This is a genomic window from Natronospira sp. (assembly GCF_007134575.1).
Taxonomy (GTDB): domain Bacteria; phylum Pseudomonadota; class Gammaproteobacteria; order Natronospirales; family Natronospiraceae; genus Natronospira; species Natronospira elongata.
In genome coordinates this window covers 1-5,477 of sequence record NZ_SLKM01000038.1, presented here as the reverse complement: position 1 = coordinate 5,477, position 5,477 = coordinate 1, and the positions used below count along the sequence as shown (strand labels likewise).

The 5,477-nt window shown below is 60.1% G+C and carries 3 protein-coding genes; 1 reads left to right on the top strand and 2 read right to left on the bottom strand.

All coding sequences use genetic code 11. The features are described 5' to 3' along the window. Positions 1–157: 157 nt before the first annotated feature. On the bottom strand, positions 158–1,690 hold the full coding sequence (locus ACJWXQ_RS01490; RefSeq protein WP_346049458.1) for a FapA family protein: 1,533 nt from the start codon (positions 1,688–1,690) through the stop codon (positions 158–160). A 237-nt stretch (positions 1,691–1,927) separates the two neighbouring features. On the opposite strand from ACJWXQ_RS01490, the gene ACJWXQ_RS01485 reads away from it, so the two are divergent. After that, complete coding sequence (locus tag ACJWXQ_RS01485; RefSeq protein ID WP_346049460.1) at positions 1,928–3,316, top strand: EAL domain-containing protein; 1,389 nt, start codon at positions 1,928–1,930, stop codon at positions 3,314–3,316. A gap of 71 nt (positions 3,317–3,387) precedes the next feature. Here the strand turns inward: ACJWXQ_RS01485 and ACJWXQ_RS01480 are convergent, their stop codons facing one another. Then, on the bottom strand, positions 3,388–5,250 hold the full coding sequence (locus ACJWXQ_RS01480; protein WP_346049462.1) for a phosphoenolpyruvate carboxykinase (GTP): 1,863 nt from the start codon (positions 5,248–5,250) through the stop codon (positions 3,388–3,390). Positions 5,251–5,477: the final 227 nt, after the last annotated feature.

The window sequence follows — 5,477 nt, the reverse complement described above, 5'->3', positions numbered from 1 at the left end:
GCTGTTACCGATTTCCATCGTCGATCTCCTCGTGGCCCAAGGCCAGGAAGAAATTTACTGCCTGATCTCTAGTCCTCATTGTAGCCCAGGATCGGGAGAAATGCAGGATTCCCGGCTGGTCGCAGCCGCTGGCCTGATAGGCGGTGAGGGCCCGCAGTCAGGCATTGGTATCCACATCGATTCGGTTCTGGCGTCGGCGATAGGTTCCGGCCGGGCTTTCCTGAGTGAACTGTCGCGAAACTGAGCCTATTTGCATGCAAACCTTGGCGAAAACAACGTCTTTTGCAGCGATGCAGGCATCTTCCTGGAGCCGGCGGGCGAGTGCATTCAGCTTTGAAAGTCGTTCCCGCAAATCATCGACCTCTTCCGGGGGCAGTTCCGCCTGAGTCAGTCTTCTTTCCAAGCGGCGGATGGTTTTCTTGAGTCGGAAGGCATTGCCAACGCGTAGGCTGGATTCGGCACCGGAGGGCCCGCCCAACTGGACGGCTCTGATGACTTCATAGGCATCATAGCGACCGCCGAGAATGTGTCCCTTGCGTGTGCCGCGCGCCCCGACCACCAGCTTTGGGCCGGCCTCCACTTCGGAATGGGCAATCAGGTCTCGAACCATCAGGTCCCCACCGCAGCGGATCAAGGCATGTTCCACAAAGCGGGCTTCCACCGAGCCCTCGCACTGTATGACGGCATTGAAGTCAACTCGGCCCCGGCGCCGCTGGCCGATCACGCCGCCGCGAATGACGATATCTCCCCCGGCATCCAGATGGGCGCCATCCACCGTCCCGGAGACAATAATGTCGTCCCTGGCGCGGACCCGCATTCCATGGGCAATTTCTCCCCGGACCCGGACACTGCCATTGAAATCGATATTGCCAGTGGAAAGGTCCACCGCATCCAGGTCCAGGGCCGGGCTGACGGTGACCGAATCCCCCTTCCAGATGGGTTGTCCATCAATGGATGCCACCAGCACATCCGGATCATCGGCACTGATTTCGACCCCGCGCTTGCCGGCCTTCAGACGCTGATCCTTGCCGGCTTTCGCCGGGATGGGCAGGCCGGTCACATCCACCCCGGCCGTGCCCTCAGTGGGCGGGTGACGCCGCAGCAATGGCTGACCCCGTTCGACGGTGATGACCCCACCCAGGTCTCTGAAATCGGCTCTCTCGCTATCGTCAATGCGGGGCCTGCGGTCCACCATATGAGGGACCAGTGGCTCAAACCAGGCGTCGTGTCCGTTCTCCGGTGCACGCCCTTCGGCGATGAGATGATCTTCACCATCGGCACGCTGGACAATGTTTTTGACCCGCTCCAGATCGACGCCTTCCTCCAGTGACTCGGCGCGAAGAAGGTCCAACACTTCCTCCAGAGTTACCGGGACGCCGCCGGCCGGGGCCGAGACTCGAAGCCAGGCTTGCAGACCATCCTTGTCAATCCGCAGGTTGACTTCGCCGTCGGCGAGAAGGCCGATGGGGAAATTGGATACCGTGCCGGTTTTCGCTTCCTTCAGAAAGGTATTGAGCTGTTTTGACTGAAGCTGACAATCCCCATGCCCGGCGGTAGCGATGGCTTCATTCAGTTTTGCCAGCGTCATCTCTCCCAGTGGCTGTTTGTTGCTCGCCAGGAGTTCCTTTCGGGTTTGATCTGTGCGGAATTGAATCCGCGGGTCTGAATCGATTTCGTCAGATTCATCCATAATGCAATTCCCCCAGACAGCAATGCGAACGTCCCCTAATGGTTGAGGATAGCCGAAGCAAGGTGGAATTTGGATGATTCAGAGGTCGATTTGACCTTTGCAAGGCCGGAATTGACGCTAAACTGTCTGATGGCTGCCCAGGTACAGATGATCAGATTGGGTGACAAAACGGCATGAGGGATGTGGGTGACGCCCCATTGAGGCGACCGGCTTGTTTCATTACTCCAAGGAGCGGATATGCTCAGGACCATACTGCAGAGAATCAGGGAAAGCTGGCAGGGAGAGGCCAGACCGGTGAGGTCAGCCCAGCCTGCTCCCTCCAAGGCCGGGGCCGAGTCTGGCCAGGCAGCGAACAATGGCCAGGCCGGATCCTCGCAGGAGGCACCCAGGCCGACATTGCCGGAGTTGTTTGTGGGGCGGCAGCCCATCGTCAACAACCGCCGTGAAATCGTTGCCTACCAATTGTTGTTTCGAGGTGATTTGCGGGCCGACGCCGCGGATGTTCATGACGACGTCGCCGCGACCGGTGATGTGCTTCTCAATACTCTGAACAACCTCGGACTGGATCGGGTGCTCGGGGATGCAGTGGCCTTTATCAAGGTGCCCCCGGAGATGCTGGAGCACCCGCTGCTGGAAATTCTTCCCACAAAGAAGATCATTCTGGATCTGCCCGCGAAGATCAAGGTCGACGACGATATCCTGGCACGAATGGCGGAATTGAAGCGATTGGGCTACCGCTTTGCCATGACCAATTTTCGAACCAAGGACGCGCCTAGTGGGCTGCTGCGGCAACTGGACTTCATCAAGCTCAGTACCGGAGACCTCTCCGAACGGGAGCTCCACTCGGAGGTGCGGAGTCTACGGGGGCATGGCCTGCGCCTGGTAGCCGAAAAAGTGGAAAGTGAAGAAGATTTTCGCCGAGCTCGCTCCCTGTTCATGAATTACTACCAGGGTTACTTTTTTGCTCGCCCGGAGACCCTGCACATGCGCCGGGTTGATCCCCAATCTCAGAGGGTCGCCCGTCTGTTCAATCTGGTGCTATCCGATGCACCCAGAGAGGTCGTTGAAACGGAATTCAAGCAGGATGTGGCTCTGTCCTTTAACATCCTCCGCTATATCAACAGCCCGGGCATGGGGCTGCCGGAGAAGGTTACCTCGCTTCGTCATGCGCTGGTGATGTTGGGCAAGACGCACCTGGCGCGCTGGCTCAGCATGATGATGATGCGCCATGGTGGCAAGAATGCCGCTCCCCGTGCCTTGCTCCGGACAGCCTTGATTCGGGGACGGACGACGGAGATGCTGGGCATAAACCATTTGGGCAGCAATCATCGTGACCCCCTTTTCATGTGCGGCATGTTCTCCATGCTGGATGTCCTTCTCGGCATGAGCCTGGAGGAGGCGGTGAGGAGCCTCAACCTGCAGGAGCCGATCAGTCAGGCACTGGTGGATGGCAGCGGACCCTATCATCCCTACCTGGAATTGGCGCGGGCCTGCGATCATTTTGATGTGGAGGCAATCCGGGCCGGGTCCCGGCGTTTGGGCATCCCTTTGAGGCGGATCAATCAGATTCAGACCGAAGCCATGGTCTGGGCCCGACGCATGGACGAGGACATGCAGGAAGAATAAAGGAACCTCTGATTAATTCATTCGCACCCGCAGCAGGGCCCGGCCCATCGTTACAGCTTGCCAATATTGGGCTAGCGTCGCTCGCCGGCAGCCTTGGCTTGCTGCTTGTTCAGGGCCTCGCGAACACGACGGAATTCCTCCATCAGCTGATCGGGCACGCGCTCACCGAACTGCCCCAGGAAATCACCGATTTCGGTCATTTCCGAACGCCAGAGACCTTCGTCGATACTCAAAAGACCCTCCATGGCGTCTCGATCCAGATCAAGATCGGTCTGGTCAATCCCGTCCAGAGTGGGCAGGTAACCGATGGGGGATTCCACCGCTTCGGCATCGCCGTGGCTGCGGTCCAGCACCCAGCGCAGTACCCGCAGGTTTTCACCGAAACCGGGCCAGATGAACTTGCCATTGCCATCCTGGCGGAACCAGTTGACATGGAAGATCTTCGGCGCCTTGTCCAGTTTGTTCCCCACGCGGATCCAGTGGTCCCAGTAATCGGCGAAGTTGTAGCCACAGAAGGGCTTCATGGCCATGGGGTCACGACGGACCACGCCCTGAGCACCGGTAGCTGCGGCGGTGGTTTCAGAGGCCATGCCGGCACCCACCAGCACGCCGTGATTCCAGTCCCGGGCTTCGAAAATCAGCGGGGCCACATCCTTGCGCCGGCCGCCGAAGAGAATGGCCGAGATGGGGACGCCACGGGGTGATTCCGCTTCCGGGCTTTGGCTGGGATTATTGTTTGCCGAGACGGTAAAGCGGGAGTTGGGATGAGCGGCCGGGCCCATGTCCGCATTGTAGGGGCGGCCCTGCCAGTCATAGGCAGGCTCACCGTCCTTTTTGCCTTCCCACCAGGGCTGATTATCCTCGGTCACCGCCACGTTGGTGAAGATGGTGTCCTGGGTAATCATGTCGTAGGCATTGGGATTGGTCTTGGGACTCGTGCCCGGGACCACGCCGAAATAGCCGGCTTCCGGGTTGATGGCCCAGAGGCGGCCATCCTCGCCCGGATGCAGCCAGGCAATGTCGTCCCCCACGGTCCAGATCTTCCAACCCTTGTGACTTTCCGGGGGGATCAGCATGGCCAGATTGGTCTTGCCACAGGCCGACGGGAAGGCTGCCGCCACGTAATGGGTTTCACCCCTGGGATTCTCAATACCCACAATCAGCATGTGTTCTGCCAGCCAGCCCTCCTGGCGGGCCTGGTGGCTGGCGATTCGCAGGGCGTGGCATTTCTTGCCCAGCAGGGCATTGCCGCCATAGCCGGAACCAAAGCTCATGATTTCCAGTGATTCCGGGAAATGCATGATGAAGCGCCGTTCCGGGTCCAGCTCCCCGGTGGAATGCAGGCCCTTGACGAAGCTGCCCTCGCGCTCGATGCGCTCCAGCGCGGCCTGGCCCATACGGGTCATGCGCCGCATATTGATTACCACGTAGGGGCTATCGGTAATCTCCACACCGCAGCGGGAGAGGGGAGAGTCGATCGGACCCATGCAGTAAGGCACCACATACAGGGTGCGCCCTTCCATGCAGCCCTCGAACAGGCCCAGCATTTTTTCCCGGGCCTCATCCGGTGCCATCCAGTGGTTATTGGGGCCGGCGTCTTCGCGGTCCTCGGTGCAGACGAAAGTCAGGTGCTCCACGCGTGCCACATCGGCGGGGTCGGAGCGGTGCAGATAGCAGTCAGGATGGGTTTTCTCATTGAGGCGGGTCAGTTCGCCGGATTCCAGCATGGCCTCAATCAGGCGGGCATCTTCCGCCTCGCTGCCGTCGCACCAGTGAATCCGTTCCGGACGAGTCAGTCGAGCTACCTCGTCCACCCAGCGGGCGAGTGTCGCGTTGGAAGTTGTCATGGGGACCTCTGTTTCCTTGCTCGAAATTTCGGGGTACAGGCGAGGGTGCCGAGTATAGCGGGCCCCAAGGGCTGCTCGCCAGTCCATGTGACGATTCCATGACAGGCGCGCGACGAACGGCAGCGGCGCAGTCCCCTGGGCGTGAGAAAAGCCGCCCGTGCCTGTAATATGCGCGCCATGGATCAGCAGCCCGCCAAGACCCTTTTCGGCCTGCTGGGGGACGATGGCCCCCTGGCAAAGAGCCTGCCGGATTTTCGCGTGCGCGAAGAGCAGCAGCGCCTTGCCGATGCCGTGGCCGACACCCTGGCCTCCGG

Bases quoted from the DNA above. Each gene is read 5' to 3' on its own strand.
- ACJWXQ_RS01490 (WP_346049458.1), bottom strand. From the start codon at position 1,690: ATGGATGAATCTGACGAAATCGATTCAGACCCGCGGATTCAATTCCGC.
- ACJWXQ_RS01485 (WP_346049460.1), top strand. From the start codon at position 1,928: ATGCTCAGGACCATACTGCAGAGAATCAGGGAAAGCTGGCAGGGAGAG.
- ACJWXQ_RS01480 (WP_346049462.1), bottom strand. From the start codon at position 5,250: ATGGACTGGCGAGCAGCCCTTGGGGCCCGCTATACTCGGCACCCTCGC.